This window comes from Clostridioides sp. ZZV15-6598 (assembly GCF_020657705.1).
Taxonomy (GTDB): Bacteria; Bacillota; Clostridia; order Peptostreptococcales; family Peptostreptococcaceae; genus Clostridioides; species Clostridioides difficile_F.
The window spans coordinates 1-16,082 of the sequence record NZ_JAGWCS010000030.1 but is presented as its reverse complement, the minus strand read 5'-3'; the positions used below and the strand labels follow the sequence as shown (position 1 = coordinate 16,082).

12 protein-coding genes are annotated in these 16,082 nt (G+C 27.6%); 10 read left to right on the top strand and 2 right to left on the bottom strand.

Annotation, left to right across the window (positions count from 1 at the left end):
* The first annotated feature begins 744 nt into the window (after positions 1-744).
* The 9 genes from KGF50_RS08115 (at position 745) to KGF50_RS08075 (ending at position 12,965) form a co-directional block, all read left to right on the top strand.
* Positions 745-2,097 carry a solute carrier family 23 protein gene (locus KGF50_RS08115; RefSeq protein WP_227847597.1) on the top strand — a complete coding sequence of 451 codons (1,353 nt, stop codon included), beginning with the start codon at positions 745-747 and terminating at the stop codon, positions 2,095-2,097.
* 108 nt (positions 2,098-2,205) lie between these two features.
* Entirely contained in the window at positions 2,206-2,994 is a 789-nt protein-coding gene (locus KGF50_RS08110; RefSeq protein ID WP_227847596.1) for an FAD binding domain-containing protein, read from the top strand.
* The gene (locus KGF50_RS08105) at positions 2,994-5,294 is read left to right on the top strand and encodes a molybdopterin cofactor-binding domain-containing protein (RefSeq protein WP_227847595.1); all 2,301 of its coding nucleotides are present in this window, start codon (positions 2,994-2,996) and stop codon (positions 5,292-5,294) included. Before KGF50_RS08110 ends, KGF50_RS08105 begins: the two co-directional genes overlap by 1 nt.
* A gap of 140 nt (positions 5,295-5,434) precedes the next feature.
* Positions 5,435-6,712 carry a transposase gene (locus tag KGF50_RS08100; RefSeq protein ID WP_227847594.1) on the top strand — a complete coding sequence of 426 codons (1,278 nt, stop codon included), beginning with the start codon at positions 5,435-5,437 and terminating at the stop codon, positions 6,710-6,712.
* A gap of 201 nt (positions 6,713-6,913) precedes the next feature.
* The gene (yqeC, locus tag KGF50_RS08095) at positions 6,914-7,642 is read left to right on the top strand and encodes a selenium cofactor biosynthesis protein YqeC (protein ID WP_227847593.1); all 729 of its coding nucleotides are present in this window, start codon (positions 6,914-6,916) and stop codon (positions 7,640-7,642) included.
* A gap of 105 nt (positions 7,643-7,747) precedes the next feature.
* Positions 7,748-8,317, top strand: a complete 570-nt coding sequence (gene mocA / locus KGF50_RS08090) for a molybdenum cofactor cytidylyltransferase (RefSeq protein WP_227847592.1) — start codon at positions 7,748-7,750, stop codon at positions 8,315-8,317.
* A complete protein-coding gene (locus tag KGF50_RS08085; RefSeq protein ID WP_227847591.1) occupies positions 8,314-9,333 on the top strand; it encodes a molybdopterin-binding protein in 1,020 nt (339 codons plus the stop codon). Before mocA ends, KGF50_RS08085 begins: the two co-directional genes overlap by 4 nt.
* Positions 9,334-9,684: 351 nt before the next feature.
* Positions 9,685-11,310 carry an ATP-binding cassette domain-containing protein gene (locus KGF50_RS08080; RefSeq protein WP_227847590.1) on the top strand — a complete coding sequence of 542 codons (1,626 nt, stop codon included), beginning with the start codon at positions 9,685-9,687 and terminating at the stop codon, positions 11,308-11,310.
* A gap of 326 nt (positions 11,311-11,636) precedes the next feature.
* Positions 11,637-12,965, top strand: coding sequence for a cell wall-binding repeat-containing protein (locus KGF50_RS08075; RefSeq protein ID WP_285894664.1), 1,329 nt, complete (start codon positions 11,637-11,639; stop codon positions 12,963-12,965).
* Between the two features lie 247 nt (positions 12,966-13,212).
* Here the strand turns inward: KGF50_RS08075 and KGF50_RS08070 are convergent, their stop codons facing one another.
* Positions 13,213-13,668 carry a GNAT family N-acetyltransferase gene (locus KGF50_RS08070; RefSeq protein WP_227847589.1) on the bottom strand — a complete coding sequence of 152 codons (456 nt, stop codon included), beginning with the start codon at positions 13,666-13,668 and terminating at the stop codon, positions 13,213-13,215.
* Positions 13,669-13,835: 167 nt separating this feature from the next.
* A complete protein-coding gene (locus tag KGF50_RS08065) occupies positions 13,836-14,948 on the bottom strand; it encodes a tyrosine-type recombinase/integrase (RefSeq protein WP_227847588.1) in 1,113 nt (370 codons plus the stop codon).
* A 350-nt stretch (positions 14,949-15,298) separates the two neighbouring features.
* Here KGF50_RS08065 and KGF50_RS08060 point away from each other — a divergent pair, with 350 nt between their 5' ends.
* A complete protein-coding gene (locus KGF50_RS08060) occupies positions 15,299-15,676 on the top strand; it encodes a BlaI/MecI/CopY family transcriptional regulator (protein ID WP_227847587.1) in 378 nt (125 codons plus the stop codon).
* Positions 15,677-16,082: the final 406 nt, after the last annotated feature.

The following is a 16,082-nucleotide window of genomic DNA, read 5'->3' as shown; positions in this document are numbered from 1 at the left end:
ATATTATTTACAGGGGGTAATAAAAAAGTATATTAAATAAGTTGTACTTTTAGCCCCGTACATAAAGAAATTTATGTAGGACACAACTTTAAAACCAGTAAATCCTAAAGCCTTGCAACTACAATAAAAGATAGAAAGAAACTTTTATGAATGTGGTGAAAACCAGAAACAATAGCAAGGATGGTATATGGTGAGAGCCTAAGTACTTTACAATGGACATTTGGTCGCCAAGCCTAGAAATAGGAAGGTCAAACGACTATCTCGAAAGAGAGTACACTATAAGCGATTGATGGTGGAAACGGGTTGCTCTTAACAGATAATGCTGAAGATGAAGAAATAGTCTACGCTCATATGAAAATATGAGGCCACTTAAAATTAAAGTGGCATCTATAAAGTAGCGTTTATAGGTAAATGTTTAAAACTTATAAAATATAAATACTTATGAAAACTTATAACCTATAATGATTAAGATTGAAAGATTAAGATTGGATTAGAATTATTGTGAAAATTTTTCAAGTCCATAGCTATAATACTCTTGTATTTGTAAAGCACTATAGAACATATACAAAATAATAGAATAAATTTGATTGTTAATAATTAAATTTGTTGTACAAGATTTTTAAGTATGAAAACTTAAATGTATTACTGAGTATAGTAAGATTTATAAAAGTCATTTAATTTAATATATTAAATTTTTAAGTATTTATATAATTCAATAAGTTTTATGTAACGGGAGTTTTTATTATGAAAGCAAAAAGTACATCAAAATTTGAATTAGACGGAATACCACCACTAAAGGAAGCGATACCTTTAGGGTTACAACACTTAATGGCAATGGTAATAGGCAGTTGCTTACCAGCAATATTAGTTGCAAATGTAGCTGGGCTTGATCATAAAATGTCTACATTATTGATTCAAGCTGCATTAATTTTTGCAGGATTATCAACTTTGTTACAATTATATCCAATACCATTATTTAAAGGGTTTAAATTGGGAGGGGGAATACCAGTTATAATGGGAGCTACAGCAATGTTCATAGGAGCTGGAGTTTCTGTTGCAGGTAAGTATGGATTGCCTGTGTTATTTGGTTCTCAAATAATTGCTGGAATAGTAATAATCATAATTAGTTTTGGTCTTAAAAAAATAAGATTTATATTTACTCCAGTTGTATCTGGCACAATAGTTGCATGTATGGGTCTTGGACTTTTTCCAATAGCCATAAAAAACCTAGCTGGAGGTATGGGGAATGAGACGTTTGGACAACCAATTAATTTTGTAGTTGGAATAGCTGTATCACTTATGATATTAGGATTAAATAAATATGGAAAAGGATTATTTAAAGATGTGTCAATATTAGTTAGCATAATTTTTGGATATATTTTATCTCTAATATTGGGAATAGTAAATTTTTCTTCAATTCAAGAGTTTACTTTGATTGCACTTCCAAAACCACTTGCTTTTGGATTAGATATAAAAATTGAGGTTGTAGTAATGTTTTCAATAATATATTTGGTTGAAATAGCTGATATTATGGGAGCATGTACACTTTCTGCAGTAGGAGGACTTAATAGACAAGTGACAGATGAAGAACTTTCTTCTGCTGTTTTAGGAAATGGAGTATTATCTACAATAGGAGCATTATTTTCTGCTACTCCAATGGGGATGTTTGGTCAAAACTCTGCAATCGTTTCTAATACAAAAATTATAAGTAAATTTGTATTAGCTATTGGAGGAATTGGATTATTTCTGGCGGGAGTATCACCTTTATTAGCTAATTTAATCAGAACAATACCTCCTTGTGTGGTTGGAGGAGCAACACTCGTAATATTTTCAACTCTTACAACATCTGGATTAAGACTTGTTAGTATGGATGGTTTTAATCAAGAAAATAGCATGATATTAGGTCTTTCTATGGCAGCTGGTATAGGATTTATGGTAGTTCCGCAAGTTCTTGAAAAATTTCCAAAATTTATAGAAACATTACTTGCAGATTCGAGTGTAGTTTCAGGAGCAATGGTTGCTATAATAGTTCAAGGTTTATATATGATAAAATTTTCAAAAGGTAAGGACAATAAAAATAAAAAGGAAAATATATAGAGTAAAAAACTGATAGAATTAAATTAAGTTTACTATATATTTATAAAAATTAAAGCAATGTACTTAATAGGTTTCAAGCTTTAATAAATATAATATAAGGGGGATAAGATGGTTACTATAAAAGAATATTCTGTTCCACAAAGTTTGGAAGAAGCATATAAAATTTTAATTTCTAAAAAAAATAATGTTATTTTAGGTGGTTGTGGATTTATAAAATTAAGCAATAAAAATATAGGAACAGCCATAGATTTAAAGGATATAAATCTAGATTATATAAAAGAGGATGAAAAAAATATACTAATAGGAGCAGATACATCTTTGAGAAGTTTAGAAATAAACAAAACTATTAAAAATTATTGTAGTGGAATAATTTCAAGTGCTGTTTCTAATATAGTTGGTGTTCAATTTAGACAGGGAGCAAGAATTGGAGCTAGTGTATTTTCGAAATATGGTTTTTCTGATTTGATTCCAGCACTTTTAGTTGTTGGCGGGAAGGTAAGGTTATACAATAGTGGAATATTAGAGCTAAATGAGTTTTTAGATAGTGAATTAAATAAAGATATATTAATTGAAGTAATACTTCCTAAGAAAGATGCAGTAGCTGTATTTGATTCAATAAGAAAATGTACAGGAGATTTTGCTATATTAAATTCAGCTATGTTAAAAGAAAATGATACTTATAAAATAGCAATTGGAGCAAGACCTCAAAAGGCTAAATTAGCACCTGAAGCAAGTAAGATATTAAGTAAAGAAAAGGATATAGATAAAGCATCTATTATTGTAGGTAAAGAATTAATTTATGGAAGTAATATGAGAGCAAGCAAAGAGTATAGAATGGATATGGCAAGTGCACTGGTTAAGAGGATGTATAGTGCTATTGAGGGAGGTAATAGATAATGATTAATAAGGGGATAAGAAAGATTGATAGTACAGCAATTGTGACAGGAAAGCCACTATATACTGAAGACCTTATTATACATAAAGATGTTTTGACAGTTAAACTTCTTAGAAGTCCATATGCACATGCAAAAATAAAGAATATAGACACGTCAAAAGCTGAAAAAATTCCAGGAGTTGTAGGAATTTATACTTATAAAGATGTACCACAAGTTAGATATTGTGTTCCAGGTCAAACAGAACCAGAAGCATCTCCTTATGATAGAGTCTTACTTGAAGATACAGTTAGATTTGTTGGAGATGAGGTAGCATTAGTAGCAGCAGAAGATGAAAAAACAGCCATTAAAGCTATGAAAATGATAAAAGTAGAGTATGAAATTTTAAAGCCTGTATTTAATGCAAGAGAAGCAGAAGGAAATGAAGTTATTATACATCCAGAACAAGATATAGTAGAACCATATCCTTTTGGATTAGATGCGAAAAATAATATAGTATCAAAAGAGTTTTTCGAGTTTGGTGATGTTGAGGCTAAGCTTAAAGAAAGTGAATTTGTGGTAGAAGCATCATATAAGACTCAAAGTCAATCACATTGTATGATGGAAACTCATAGGTCATATGCATATAAAGATATAAATGACAGAATTGTTGTTGTGTCATCATTACAATCACCACACAATGTAAAGAGAATACTTAGAAAAGTATTGGGGATTCCTTCTTCTAAAATAAGGGTGATAAAGCCTAGAATAGGTGGTGGATTTGGAGGAAAGAATATAGCAGCAACAGATATATTTACTGCATTTGTGACTATGAAAACTGGAAGACCAGCAAAATTTGTTTTTACAAGAAGTGAAACTTTTGTAGGTTCTAATAGTAGGCATGAAATGTTTTTTGATGTTAGAGTAGGTGCAGACAAAGAAGGAAATTTAAAGGCAATAGAATTAAAATCACTAAATAATACAGGTGCTTATGGTGGCAATGGAGTTTCTGTTTCTTCAGAATCAGGTCATAATACATTACCAATATATAATGATATTGATGCTGTTAGATTTGATGCTAGAACAGTATATACTAATAGATTACCAGCAGGTGCACTTAGAGGTTATGGAGCCACACAAGGCATATTTGCAATAGATAGTGCTATTGATGAATTAGCTAATAAGGTTGGTATAGACCCTCTTGAATTTAGGGTTAAAAACATAATAGATAGATATACTAATGGAAAAGCAGCAGAAGAAGAAATACTAAGTTGTGAATTAAAACAGTGTATAGAAAAAGGGAAAAAATTAATTAATTGGGATGATAAATATCCATGTAAAGATATAGGCAATAACAAGGTAAGAGCAGTAGGTATGGCAGTGGCAAACCATGGTTCTGGTATACCTCGTGTGGATATGGCAACAGTGACTATACGAATGGACGAAGATGGAACATATAAGTTATTATCTGGTCTTGCTGATTTAGGTCAAGGTGCTGATACAATTCAAGCACAAATTGCTGCAGAAACTTTAAATACGACTGTAGATAGAATATCTGTTTATACAGGTGATTCGGACCTATGTCCATATGACACAGGTGCATTTGCTTCTTGTACTACAACAGTTACAGGAAATGCAACAATAAAAACAGCAAACAAATTAAAAGAAATATTACTTTCAGTAGCAGAATCCAAACTAGAGTCTAAAAAAGAAGATTTAAAGTTAAGTGAAGATAGAATTTTTGTTAAGAATGATGAGAGTAAATTTGTGTTATTAGAGGAATTAGGAAGAGAGTCAGTTGGAGGAATAGGGTTTTCAAGTGACGATGTGCCAGTTGTTTTAGAAGCAACAGAATCATTTGGTATGTTAAAAAGAATAAAACCATTTATAGCGGGATTTGCTGAAATAGAATTAGATAAAAATACAGGGGAATATAAGGTAATAAATTTTGCATGTGTTCCTGACTGTGGTACGGTTATAAATCCAACATTAGCAAGAATACAAGTAGAAGGTGGAGTAATGATGGGAATAGGGTTTGCAATGTATGAAGACCCTAAATTTGGTGCTAATGGGAAACTATTGACAGACAGTTTCTTGCAGTATAAGGTTCCTACAAAAAAAGAAGTAGGAAATATATTAGTAGATTTTGCTGATAATTTTGACCCAGGAGGACCTTATGGAGCTAAATCTTTAGGAGAAATAGTTATACATACTCCAGCACCAGCAATTGCAAATGCAATCTTTAATGCTACTGGAGTTCGTATAAGAGAGCTTCCTATGACTTTTGAAAAAGTGTACATGGGGATGAAAAACAATAACAAATAAATTTAATAAATGATATACTATAAAAGTATAAATTTAAGTTATTTTGTAAAATAAAGTAATTGAATAGACATTATATGTGGTGCTTTATAAAAATACCATATATAATGTCTAATAGAGTAAGAGTTAAAGGAGGTGAGTTTATGCCAAATAGAACAAAAAACATACATTATGGGACTCAGAGACAACAATTGAAAAATTTAACTAAAAAAGAATATCAGGCTTTGCGGGAGATGTGTTTTTTAGCAAAAAACCTGTATAATGTTGGTACATACAATGTCAGACAACATTACTTTAATCAAGGAGAGCACCTTAATTATGAAGCTAATTATCATGTATGTAAAGAAAATGAAAACTATAAACTACTCAATAGTAATGTAGCACAACAAATACTAAAAGAAGTTGATAGTTCATTTAGGTCATTTTTTGGTTTAATTAAATTAGCTAAAGAAGGCAAGTATGATTTTAGAGGAATAAAATCACCTAAGTATTTAGACAAAGAAGGCTTTTTTAGTATAATAATAGGTCAAATAAGAATTAAAGATGATGGAATTTTAAATGTGCCTATGTCTCCAGCATTTAAAAAAATGTATGGAAAGGTGAGTATAAAAGTTCCAAATAATATATTAGACAAAAAAGTTAAGGAAATAAGAATAATACCTAAACACAAGGCTAGGTTCTTTGAAATTCAGTATTGTTATGAAATACCGAAATCAGAGGAAGTTTCAAATAAAAAAAATGCACTAGCAATAGATTTAGGTTTAGAAAACTTATGTACTTGTACTACTAATTTAGGAGATAGTTTTATTATAGATGGGAGAAGGCTTAAGTCTGTGAATCAATGGGCAAATAAGCAAAATGATAAAATTGAGGCTTTAAAATTAAAAAAGAATATAAGTTTAATTACAAGAAAACAATTTAAAGTATGGAATAAAAGAAATAATCAGGTTAAAGACTATGTAAATAAAACTTGCTTTTATATAATTGACTACTGTGTAAAAAATAATATTGGCAATTTAATTGTAGGATATAATGCTAAGTTAGAAAAAAGTGATAATATGGAAAAGAAAATATATAGAAACTTTATAAGAATTCCTTTTGGAGAGATAAAAGGAAAACTAGAGTATCTATGTAAAATAAAAAATATTAATTTCATTAGACAAGAAGAAAGTTATACTAGTAAATCAGATTTTTTTGCTAATGATTACCTTCCTGATATTAATTTGGATGATGTACAAAAACATAAGTTTAAGGGAGAAAGAATAACACGTGGCCAATATAAATCTAGTATGGGTATGATTATAAACGCAGATGTAAATGCAAGTCTTAATATATTAAAAAAATCACAAATAGTTGATTTATCTTATTTGCAGAATAATCCTCAGATGCTAAAGCAACCACAAAGAATAAGAATATCTTAATAATAATTAAAAGATAAACTGATAGCATATAAGCTTACAGCTTAGCGGCGAATTGGATCCGCCTTGTTGTTTACAACAGAATCTATTTACTTTTTAGTTTATAGAATTTCAAAAATCACTTTTACTAAAAAAGTTCAATTATAAATTTCAAATAAATCAAATCTAGGATATTTAAAAGAAATAGTTATGAGAGGTGAAAGTGTGAAATTATCAGATATGATAGGATCAAATGAAATAATAACTGTAGTTGGAGCGGGAGGAAAAACTTCATTTATAAAATACTTTGCAGAATTTTATAGAGATAAGCTAAAAGTTTTACTTACAACAACTACTAAAATATATTTACCTGATGAAAAAGATTATGACAATATATTTGTGACAATAGATGGAACTTCTATTCCATCTATTTGTCATGGAGTAACAGTATGTGGAAGCTATATAAATAATGAAAATAAAATAGTAGGAATCAAGTTATCTGACTTAGACAAAATGATAGACAAATTTGATTTAGTATTGATAGAAGGTGATGGCTCAAAGAGAAAAAAACTTAAAGGTTGGAATGATGGAGAGCCAGTAGTATATTGTAAAACTACAAAAACTATAGGTATATTAGATATAACTTCGTTTGGAATGGATATTAACGAAGAAAATATACATAGGTTAGATGAATTTAAAAAAATAACTAATTTAAATATGTGTAATATAAACAATAATTCTACAGTAAACCTTGATAATTTAAAAAATGTAGTATTAAATCCAAAAGGATTGTTTAAAAATTATCATGGGAAAAAAATATTATTTATTAATAAAGTCGAAAATGAAATATATGAAAGTTTAGCTATAAATTTAATTAAAATTATTAAAGATTATGAAAGTGAAATAGACATATTTTATGGAAGTATAAAACAAAATTTTTGTATAAGATATTGAAGTATTAAAATAGTTTATGTGATATTATATATATAGATAATATCAATAAAGATACTATAAAATCATAACAATATCAATACATTATAAATGTTAAGGATGATATATATGATAAATGCAGTAATAATGGCATCAGGATTTGCCAGAAGAATGGGAGAAAATAAACTTTTATTGGAATATAATGGATGTTCTATAATAGAACATGTATTTAAGGCAGTTAGTAAAATTAATTTTCATCAAGTTGTAGTAGTGAGTCAATATAAAGAAGTTTTGGCACTATGTAATAAATATTGTTTTAAATATGTAGATAATAAAGATGCAAATATAGGTCAGAGTGAATCCATAAAATTGGGAATTTTAAATAGCTCAAAATGTGATGGATATATGTTTTTTGTGGGAGACCAACCATTTATTGATGATTTATATATAGATAAAATTATAAATACTTTTAAATTAGATAGAGATTTTATAGTAATTCCAAGATGTAAAGATGTATGTGGAAATCCAGTTGTATTTCCATCTAGCAAAAAAAAGGAATTGTTGGAACTTAAAGAAGATGAAAAAGGGAAAACTATTTTAAAAAATTCATCAAAAATAAAATATGTAGAAGTTCCCGAAAAAATGTTATTAGATATTGATACAAAAGTGGATTATGAAAGAATAGGGGGCAAATTATGAAATTAATAAAAACTATAGATGCTGTTGGACAAGTTTTATGTCATGACATTACTCAAATAATACCAGGAGAATTTAAAGGAAGAAAATTTAAAAAAGGACATGTAGTAAAAGAAGAAGACATTCCAGTTTTATTATCTCTTGGTAAAGATAACTTATATGTATGGGAAAAGTCAGAGGGCATGATTCATGAAAATGAAGGAGCTTTGTTTTTAAAAGAATTAACTGCTGGAGAAAATTTAGATTTCAGTGAAATAAAAGAAGGAAAGATAGATTTCATAGCAGCATGTGATGGGCTTTTAAAAATAGATGTCGATGCACTTTTTGATTTAAATTGTGTTGGTGAAATAATGATGGCAACTCTTCATAATAATTTTGTAGTAAATAAAGGGCTAAAAGTAGCTGGAACAAGAGTAATACCTTTAGTTATAGATGAGAAAAAACTAGAAGAGGCAAAAAAAGTAGTTGATAACAGAAAAATAGTCAATGTGATACCTTTTAAACCTAAAAAAGTAGGAATCGTTACTACTGGAAATGAAGTGTTTTATAGTAGAATTGTTGATAAATTTGGACCAGTAATAGAAGAAAAAGTAAAGGGGTTTGGTTGTGAAGTTATAGGTCAAACTATATGTCCAGATGATAAGGACATCATAAAAAATGCAATAAAAGAATTTATAAGTCAAGGAGCAGAACTTATCTGTTGTACTGGTGGAATGAGTGTAGACCCAGATGATGTCACACCAACAGCCATAAAAGAGACTGGAGCTGACTTAGTTACATATGGTTCACCAATATTACCAGGAGCAATGTTTTTACTTGCTTACTATGGAGAAGTTCCGATTATGGGTATACCAGGATGTGCAATGTATCATAAAACTACAGTGTTTGATATAGTTCTATCTAGAGTTTTGATTGATGAAAAACTTGACAAATATGATATAGCTAAATATGGTCATGGTGGTCTTTGTATGAACTGTGATGTATGTACTTACCCTGCATGTAATTTTGCTAAAATATAAAATCATAAAAATAGAGTACTTACAAACTTAGGTACTCTTTTTAAGTATTAATGATTATAAACTATGATTAATGATACAGAAACTATGTTTTAACTGATAGCTAAAACAGTTTAAAGATTCAAATAAAGTATTTAGAGTGTGTAAAAGAATTAATAAAGTTGCAATTTGATTTTTTTATAAGTATAATGTAATAGATTGTTAATTTTTATGAAACTTACAATCTTTAGTACAAATTTAATAAATATTTCACGAATTTGGTATAAAAAATATGCTGTTTACGTGATAATAAAAGTGTTATCAAAATTTTATGATAAAATAAATTATGAACAATAAAGAAAGGAAAATACATTAATGTTACAAGTTACAGGTGTTGGACTTAGATTTGGTGATAAGGAACTATTTAAAGATGTTAACTTAAAATTCACTAAAGGAAATTGCTACGGAATAATAGGAGCTAATGGTGCGGGAAAATCTACTTTTTTAAAAATATTATCAGGAGAAATAGAACCAAATACAGGAAATGTATCTATAACTGATAAAGAAAGAATGTCAGTTTTAAAACAGGACCACTTCGAATATGAGGAAGAAACGGTTTTAAATGTTGTTATAAGAGGTCATGAAAGACTTTGGAGTATAATGCATGAAAAAGATGCTTTATATATGAAAGAAGATTTCAGCGAAGAAGATGGAATAAAAGCTGCTGAGCTTGAAGGCGAGTTTGCAGAACTTGATGGATGGGATGCAGAAACCAATGCTGAAAAAATACTTATGGGTCTTGGTATAACTAAGGATATGCATTACAAACAAATGAAAGAATTAGTTGGTGGAGAAAAGGTTAAAGTGTTGTTAGCACAATCACTTTTTGGTAAGCCTGAAATACTATTAATGGATGAGCCTACGAACCACTTGGATTTCAAATCAATAAATTGGTTAAATAATTTTATAATGGATTTAGAAGAGTCTATAGTTATAATAGTATCACATGATAGACATTTCTTAAATCAAATATGTACTAATATAGTTGATGTTGACTTTGGTAAAATACAGATGTATGTTGGAAACTACGACTTCTGGTATGAATCAAGTCAATTAGCATTACAACTTGCTAAAGACCAAAACAAAAAGACTGAGGAAAAGATAGCTCAATTAAAGGAATTCATAGCTAGATTTAGTTCTAATGCTTCAAAAGCTAAACAAGCTACGTCTAGAAAGAAACAATTAGATAAATTAGAAGTTGAAGATATACAACCATCAAGAAGAAGATATCCATATGTAGGATTTACACCTGCTAGGGAAATTGGTAATGAAGTTTTAGAAGTACACAATTTAACTAAAACTATAGATGGAGTTAAAGTACTTGATAATGTTTCATTTAGATTGGATAGAGATGACAAAGTAGTATTTATGGGTGATGAAATAGCTACTACTGCACTTTTAAATATAGTTATGGGAGAACTTGAACCAGATAGTGGAGAATATAAATGGGGAGTAACTACTTCTCAAGATTATCTTCCAAAAAACCATAATAAGTTTTTTGATGGAGTAGAGTATTCTCTAGTTGACTGGCTTAGACAGTTTTCTGAAGAAAAAAGTGAGAGTTTTATAAGAGGATTTTTAGGTAGAATGTTATTCTCTGGAGAAGAAGCTTTAAAAGAAGCTCAAGTTATATCTGGAGGAGAAAAAGTTAGATGTATGCTTAGTAAGTTAATGCTTTCAAATGCAAATGTACTTGTGTTAGATGACCCTACTAACCATTTAGACTTAGAAAGTATAACTTCTGTCAATAAAGGACTTGAAAAGTTTCCAGGAGTACTTTTATTTACTTCTCATGACCATGAGTTTATATCTACTATAGCAAATAGAATTATAGAGATAACTCCAAATGGAATAATGGATAGAAAGATGGATTTTGATGAGTATTTAGAAAGTAAAGATATACAAGAACAATTAGCTAAAATGTATGGGAAAAATAAATAATTATTTAGTTTAAATATTATTTTTACTAAATATAATTATTAGAATAAAAACCTTTTAATGTTTGAGAATACGCTATATAAGTGTGTAAGTTTTTAATCAAATATTAGGAGGTTTTTTATGTTAGTGAAAAATGTAATTTTAGAAATATAATAATCGAAAATAAAAGATTATAGAACAGTTATAAAGAAAATAATAAAATAGAGTAATAAAGAGTAGTTCTAAAATAGTTATCTTATATTTTTTAAATAAATAATATAGAGATTCTTTAATTATTGGTAAAATATGCTATAATTTACTTAAATATATATTTAGGGGGAAATTATATTATGAAAATTAGTAAAAAGTTATTATCACTTGGACTATCTATTTCTCTTATTATAGCTAGTTCATCAATGTCAAATGCGCTGTCATCAATAGATAAAATAAGGGGAGAGAATATCTATGAGACAGCAGGATTAATTGCAGATAAACAAACTTATGAAACAGCTATAATTGTAAATTTAGACACTTCTATAGCAGATGGACTCTCAGCTAGTGGACTTTCTGGAGTTTCAAATGCACCTATATTATTATCTCAAAAAAATAGTATTCCGTCAGCAACTTCAAAAAGATTAAACAAGGTAAAAAGTGTGTACATAATAGGTGGGATAAATTCTGTAAGCAAATCTGTGGAAGATGGATTAAAATCAAAAGGCATTACAGTAAAAAGAATTGATGGGGATGATAGAATAAAAACTAGTTATAATGTTGCAAAAGAAATAAATTCTAAACAAAAAGTCAGTACTGTTATGCTGACAAATGCATATAAAGGGGAAGCAGATGCAATAAGTATAGCTTCTGTAGCAGCTAGAGATAAAGCAGCAATAATATTAACAGATGGTAAGAGCATTCCATTCTCAACTAGTGGAGCAAAATCATATGCTATTGGTGGTACTATATCAATGAATGATGCATTAGTTAAAAATGCAAATGCTACTAGATTAGGTGGAAGTGATAGATTTGATACAAATAAAAAAATAATAAATCAATTTTATAGTGGGGTGAAAAAGTTCCATATAGCAGATTCTTCAAATTTAGCGTATGCTCTTATAGGAACAAGTATAGCTAAAAATAAACCTATAGTCATAGTTAATGATAGTTCAAATAAAGATATACTTAAAGATGCAACAGAAGTCACTGCAATAGGTAATTTAAGTGATAAAATTATAAATGCTTGTATTAATGTTACAAAGCCAACAAAACAAGAATATGAATATACGAAATCTTACTGTGATGCAGAATTAAATTATTTGGGACAATATGCAAAGACTTTAAATGTAGCTTTAAAAATAGGTCCATATAAAGCAAAAGAATTTGCTTTAGGACAGAAAAACTTCTTAAATCAGATGTACAGTGCACACTTAGAAATAAATTCTAGTACTGAATTATACAAAGAAGTGAAAAACTATATTTATTATGTTTGTGAATTAAATCAAAATTTGATTGATGGCAACTACAATAAAGCATCAGATAATATAGCTAAGATTCAAAAAACTTTAGACAAAGTAATTGGACTATACAATAAGGAATTTGGATATAGAACAGTTCCATTAAAAGAAAATGATATGAATAATATGAAGGAAATAGAAACTAATTTATTAACTAATATAGATTAGCTTAACATATAATATAAAATCATTAAGATAGTCAATTTTGGCTATCTTTTTTATTTAATATAGATATTTTGGCAAATATAATTATAGAAATAATGCAAATGGAGCTATGGATAGAAAGATATATGGATTTTTTAGATTATAAAAAAGTATATGTCTCCAAATCTAAATTGATTGTTTACATTGGGGCAAATTACAATAATATTTGGAGACATAATAAGCAAAAATTATATAATATAACTTCATAAGTCTATAGACATTCTCTTTTATGATAATGTATTTTTTGTAAAGTTACAGGAGTTACTGGTTTATTATAAAAATCTTCAGCTTTACCAGTAACCATACCACCTAAGTTACAAATGATTTTAACTGTTGTGTCACGTGCTTCCATAAAAATTTCATCAATATCTTGAGAAAATAAATCATCAATGGAAAAACGTGCTAGTTCTGTTCCAATATGTTGACTACGAAAATCTTTTCTAATTGCAAATCTACCCCAGTGAACTTGTCTATTTTCATACCAAGATGCAACTGCTCCAATAATAACATCATTAATTGTTGTGCACCACCATGATGGATTCTTATCTTGAGAAATAGGAATTATATCTTTTGGAATCTTTTGTTCTACCGAAAAAACATCTAATTCCAGTTTATTAATATCTAGCATGTCATCTGCTGTAGCTTTTCTGAATATAATTTTTTTCATAACAATCCTCCTAATTTGCGAAGTAGAAGCTGTATTTATAATACTAAAACTATTTTGTAATAAATATATTTTAACTCGTCTATTATAAAATTAGATTTGAATATTAATTTAGTTTTAATTTTATAGATAATAAAGATTAGAGTAAATATAATCAAAAAAATGTAATATTAGTTAGCATTAAATAAGTTTTCAGAAATTTTGTCAGATGCTTCTTTATCCATTTCTTTTAGAACATGGGAATAAACATTTAAGGTTGTATTTATATTTGAATGACCAACTCTTTCTGAGATAACTTTTATAGGTACCTTAGAATTTATAAGTAAAGTAACATGTGAATGTCTTAAATCATGAAATCTAATGTGGGGCAAGTCATTCTTTTCTAAAAATCTTTTGAATTTTTTACTCATAACGTCTTCAGCAATAGGTTCACATTTTTTATTGAAAAATAACAAGTCACGATTATTTCTAATAGAAGACTTTAATAAATTTTTATTTTGTTTTATTTTATATTCTTTTAGTAAAAAGATTAATTCCTTTGGAGCAGATATTTTTCTAATAGAGCTTTCAGTTTTGGGTTCTTTAAGAATTACAGAGCCATTAATTCGAGCTGTTATCTTATTTACAGTTATTGTATTTTCTTCAAAATCAATATTATCCCAAGTTAAACCTAAAACTTCTGAAATTCTAAGACCTAAACCAACTGCTAAATTAATAGGTAATTCCATATATGTATTTTTTGACAAGTTCAATAATTTTATCATTTGTTCTTTGTCATAAATTTCATTTTTAAATTTTTTATATCTTGGAGTTTCTATATTATCCATAATATTTTCTTTCACTAATTTGAGTCTATATGCTCTTTTTATTGCAAGTTTCAATATATTTATATGAATCTTAATTGATTGAGGATTCAATTTATGAGATAGTTTATCAATATAGTTTTGTATATGAATTGGATGTAAATCCTGTATTTTATATTTACCAATAGATGGGTTAATATAATTCTTACAAATACTAACATAATTATTGTATGTAGCTAATGATATATTTTCACTGTACTTTTTTAAAAAATCTAATAGAAATTCTGAGACAGTGATTTCGTTTGGAATTAAAAAGCCGTCTTTATATAGACTTTCCTTTACTTCATTTAACCTTTTGCTCGCATCTCTTTTTTTATCAAAAATACCCATATTCTTTTGTTTTCTCTTTCCAGTATCTTCTTCTGTAAATTCAAGATAAACTACATAATTCTTGTTTCGTTTTCTAATAAATGCATTCATATATAACCCACCAATCAAAATTTTATACATTTATTATAACATATGGATAAACTCAAAAATAGTTTTTGAAATAAATTTGTAGTTATTTCAAAGATTGATATTTATTGATTACAAAATGGGTATATTATCTTAAATATTGGAATTTTAATTTAATAATCTGTTATACTTAGTATATATAAAAATAAAATTTATTTTTTACTTTGGGATTTTATATGTTTGGTTAGTACTGAAAATATAAGTTTTTTATATTAATAAATTTGAATTATATATTTTAAATAAAACCTTTGACTGGAAAAGTTTATTAATATAGTATTTAATTATATATAAGTTTGAGAGGAGTGTAAAATCATATGACTATTACTAAGATACCACCAGCAGAATTAAAGGTCATGAAATTTATTTGGGGGTCAGATTTTACAGTAACATCAAAAGATGTCATTGAAGCTATGGAAAAACTATATGATTGGAAGCAAACTACAACACTAACACTTTTATCAAGATTAGTAAATAAGAAATTTTTAGATGCGAAAAAAATAGATAGACATACACATTATACAGTTATTATTGGAGAAGAGGAATATTTACATTTTGAAACAAAAACTTTTCTAGATAATATGCATGGAAGTTCTATTGAAAGCTTTATGAAAGCATTGTTCAAAAAGGGGGTAAATGAGGAAGAATTAAATTCTGTTGAAAAATGGGTAAAAGATATTAAAAAAGATGAATAGTTTGTTGAGATTAACAACAAGAATAACTTAAAGTATATGTTTTTTATAAAAAAATACTGTAGTATATTTTTTGTAGTAATTGTATATTTAAATATATGAACATTTAAGCATTTAATAGTATATAAAACTAAAACTTTTTGGTTATTTTTAAGATAAATTTAATTGTCATAAAATAAATAGTTTTTACAATAATTAGTCAAATGAATTAAAAGCAGAATTAACTGTAAAATACATAGAGTTCTTTATTAAGTATTCTTAGTTTTCTAACACATTTTTATACTCTAAGTTTAATATAAAATTAAATTTATTAAGATTTGATTTTATATTAGACTTAGAGTTAATCAGAATTTAACTAAATATTGATTATTAAATAGAAAACTAAAATTTTTATTATTTGTACAAATGG

Excerpts from the sequence above, each read along its gene's own strand:
- KGF50_RS08060 (WP_227847587.1), top strand. The coding sequence starts at position 15,299 with ATGACTATTACTAAGATACCACCAGCAGAATTAAAGGTCATGAAATTT.
- KGF50_RS08075 (WP_285894664.1), top strand. The coding sequence starts at position 11,637 with ATGAAAATTAGTAAAAAGTTATTATCACTTGGACTATCTATTTCTCTT.
- KGF50_RS08085 (WP_227847591.1), top strand. The coding sequence starts at position 8,314 with ATGAAATTAATAAAAACTATAGATGCTGTTGGACAAGTTTTATGTCAT.
- KGF50_RS08065 (WP_227847588.1), bottom strand. The coding sequence starts at position 14,948 with ATGAATGCATTTATTAGAAAACGAAACAAGAATTATGTAGTTTATCTT.
- KGF50_RS08080 (WP_227847590.1), top strand. The coding sequence starts at position 9,685 with ATGTTACAAGTTACAGGTGTTGGACTTAGATTTGGTGATAAGGAACTA.
- KGF50_RS08100 (WP_227847594.1), top strand. The coding sequence starts at position 5,435 with ATGCCAAATAGAACAAAAAACATACATTATGGGACTCAGAGACAACAA.
- KGF50_RS08070 (WP_227847589.1), bottom strand. The coding sequence starts at position 13,668 with ATGAAAAAAATTATATTCAGAAAAGCTACAGCAGATGACATGCTAGAT.
- mocA (WP_227847592.1), top strand. The coding sequence starts at position 7,748 with ATGATAAATGCAGTAATAATGGCATCAGGATTTGCCAGAAGAATGGGA.
- KGF50_RS08105 (WP_227847595.1), top strand. The coding sequence starts at position 2,994 with ATGATTAATAAGGGGATAAGAAAGATTGATAGTACAGCAATTGTGACA.
- KGF50_RS08115 (WP_227847597.1), top strand. The coding sequence starts at position 745 with ATGAAAGCAAAAAGTACATCAAAATTTGAATTAGACGGAATACCACCA.
- KGF50_RS08110 (WP_227847596.1), top strand. The coding sequence starts at position 2,206 with ATGGTTACTATAAAAGAATATTCTGTTCCACAAAGTTTGGAAGAAGCA.